General features: G+C 72.8%; 4 protein-coding genes. All 4 read right to left on the minus strand.

The features are described from left to right. Positions 1-561: alcohol dehydrogenase catalytic domain-containing protein (locus ABT085_RS45405; protein WP_351622856.1), on the minus strand; the 561-nt coding region annotated here is incomplete at its 3' end. 39 nt (positions 562-600) lie between these two features. Then, positions 601-1,506 carry a universal stress protein gene (locus ABT085_RS45410; protein WP_351622858.1) on the minus strand — a complete coding sequence of 302 codons (906 nt, stop codon included), beginning with the start codon at positions 1,504-1,506 and terminating at the stop codon, positions 601-603. 150 nt (positions 1,507-1,656) lie between these two features. After that, positions 1,657-2,286: a DoxX family membrane protein gene (locus ABT085_RS45415; protein WP_351622861.1), complete on the minus strand. Its 630-nt coding sequence runs from the start codon at positions 2,284-2,286 to the stop codon at positions 1,657-1,659. 376 nt (positions 2,287-2,662) lie between these two features. Further along, positions 2,663-2,794, minus strand: a 132-nt coding sequence (locus tag ABT085_RS46960; RefSeq protein WP_502982993.1) for an ATP-binding protein, incomplete at its 5' end; no start/stop codon positions are given.

Consider the following 2,794-nt stretch of genomic DNA (forward strand, 5'->3'; position numbering starts at 1 on the left):
GGCGATCTTCGCGTACTGCACGGCGAGGTGACCGAGGCCGCCTACGCCGGAGACCGCAACGAGCTGGGCGGGCTTGATGTCGGCGACCTTGAGCGCCTTGTACGTCGTCACGCCCGCGCAGGTCAGCGGGGCGGCGTCGAAGGGGCTGACACCGTCGGGGACGGGCTGGGCGAAGTCGGCCCAGGCCAGCATCTTCTCGGCGTGCCCGCCGTCGCAGCCGTACCCGGTGTTGATCTGCTGCTCGCACAGTGTCTCCCAGCCGGAGAGGCAGTGCTCGCAGCGCCCGCACGCCTTGCCGAGCCAGGGCACGGCCACCCGCTGCCCGACGGCCAGGTGGGTGACGCCGACGCCGAGGGCCTCGACCAGGCCGACGCCCTCGTGGCCCGGCACGAACGGCGGGTTCGGCTTCACGGGCCAGTCGCCGTGGGCGGCGTGGATGTCGGTGTGGCAGAGCCCGGAGGCCTCCACCCGGACGCGGACCTGGCCGGGACCGGGATCGGGGTCGGGGCGTTCCTCGATGACCAGCGGCTCGCCGAACGCTCGTACGACAGCTGCCTTCATGGGTCTCTTCTCCTCGAACGGTGGACCAGCGGTGCCGGATCAGGCGTGGGGGACGATGGCGACGGGGGCGGTGGAGTGGTGCAGGACGGCGTGCGTGACATGGCCGATGTGCGCGCCGAACGGGCTGCGACGGATCCGCCGGCCCACGACGACGAGGGAGGCCTCGCGGGAGGCTTCCACGACGTGGACGGCCGCGCTGCCGCAGCAGGACTTCTCGACGACCTCCACGTCCGGGTACCTCTTGCGCCACGGGCGCAGCACCTCGGCCAGGGCTTCGGCCTCCCTCAGAGCCAGCGCCTCGTACAGCACGGGGCTGGCGGGGGTGCCGTACGCGTAGTAGGGCGGCGGGTTCCAGCCGTGGACGACCCGCAAGGACGTGGCGCGCCGTTCGGCGGCGTCGAAGGCGAACGCCAGCAGCGTCTCGTCCGGGTGCTCGACGTCGAGCCCGAGGACCACGGGCCGGAACGGCGTCGCGGCGGAGGGGATGCCGGACGTATCAGGCTCGTGCTCGTCGGCGGCCCTCGACGGCGCGCGCACCAGCACCACAGGGCGCTCTGCGTGCGCGACGGCGGACAGACCGGTGGACCCGATCATGAACCCGCCGATCGCGCCCTGCCCCCGGGAGCCCAGGACGAGCAGTTCGGCGCTGTTCGCCGCCTCGGCGAGGACGTCCCCCGGGTGTCCGCAGAGCTGCTCCCTGATCACCTCGACTCCGGGGTGGCGCCGGCCGATGCCTGCGGCGGCTTCCCGTGGGATCCGCTCGGTCCAGTGCTGCTGGGTCTCGGCGCCCAGGAGTGGGTCCTGGGCCATGGGCTCGGGCACCGGCTGCCAGACGTGCACGATCTTCAACGGCAGGTCGCGCAGCTGTGCCTCGCGAGCCGCCCATTCGGCGGCGGCCCGGCTCTCGCGCGAACCGTCGATTCCCACGGTGATGGTGCGGAGCATGGTCTCTGCCTCCTGGCTGAGGGATCCGATTCCACAGTCGTCTTCGGGAGGGTCCTCGGGCAGGGGCCACTGGTCCCGGACCGGGGCCGACCGGCCGCCTGCACGGCCCGGTGCGGTGGCCCTGGCCGCGGGCCGCCGCACCGGTGCTGCTCAGCGCAGCCAGCCGTGGTCGCGGACGAGGGGCAGCTTGGCCCAGAGTCGGCCCGCGCCCAGGGTGTCGCCGGCCGCTGCGGCGGCCACGACGATCAGGGCGACGGCGTAGATGACGTGGTAGTCGGCGAACGGGTTCGTCGACATGCTCGCCGTGCCGTCCGAGAGATGCCTGGCCGGCGGCCACTCGGCGATCCACATCAGCGCCATCATCGCGGTGCCCGCGACAGCGGCCAGGCGCAGCGCGACCCCCACGACCAGGGCGACACCGATCCCGAGCAGGCCGAGCATGAACAGCCAGTCCGCCCACGCGGCGCCGGCCCAGGAATGGAAGGTCGACTCCATCGGCCCGGCGGCCACGGAGCCGAGGAAGCCCTTCGTCGGCGAGCCCCCGTCGATCCAGCCCTTGCCCGACGGGGTGGCGTAGCCGAGACCGAAGGTCTTGTCGAGGAAGGCCCACAGGAAGACGAACCCCGTGAGCAGGCGCAGGGACGCGAGGGCGTAGGCCGGCGCGGTGTGCGTGCCGGCGTCCGCCGACACCGCCGTCTCGGATGCGGGGGCGGTCCGGTTCCTGCGCAGCGACGGCAGGTGGAAGCCGGAGCTCCGGTGCGGGTGCTCGTGCAGGGCCATGGTCGGGATTCCCTTCGGGGACGGTCGGGGCATTGCCTGACGTCACTCACTGTGGCCGTCCTCGACGGTCGGCACCGGGTGCCGAAGGTCTGCGACCATGGGGCCGAACGTCCCTGCGTCGAGGGGCCGTTGGGCGCGCCAAGGCCACGCCGCCCTCGATGGTCGTCCGGTAGATGCCGCTCACAGAAGCGGGGGGTGGAACATGGCCGCCGCCAGGGTGGGCCCGGACGCCGCGGGCGTTCGTGGCACGTACCCCCGCGACGCCGGTGGCGCGTACCTGCACGGCTCGAACCGTCATTGGGCGGACACGCCCTGTCTTCGTCCTCCCCAACCCGTCGCGAACCTGGCTGCTCGCCCCGGATTCGGGCGCGGCCTGTCACGGCTGCATGGTGCGAGGGGTGATGTCGGGGAGGGGCTGTTCTGCCCAGATGGTTTTGCCGGTGGCGTCGTAGCGGGTTCCCCAGCGGTGGGAGCATTCGGCGACGAGGAAGAGCCCGCGCCCGCCTTC

The sequence above is a fragment of the Streptomyces sp. NPDC002265 genome, from assembly GCF_040296125.1.
Lineage (GTDB): Bacteria > Actinomycetota > Actinomycetes > Streptomycetales > Streptomycetaceae > Streptomyces.

Coding starts and splice junctions, on each gene's coding strand:
- ABT085_RS45415 (WP_351622861.1), bottom strand. CDS start 2,286: ATGGCCCTGCACGAGCACCCGCACCGGAGCTCCGGCTTCCACCTGCCG.
- ABT085_RS45410 (WP_351622858.1), bottom strand. CDS start 1,506: ATGCTCCGCACCATCACCGTGGGAATCGACGGTTCGCGCGAGAGCCGG.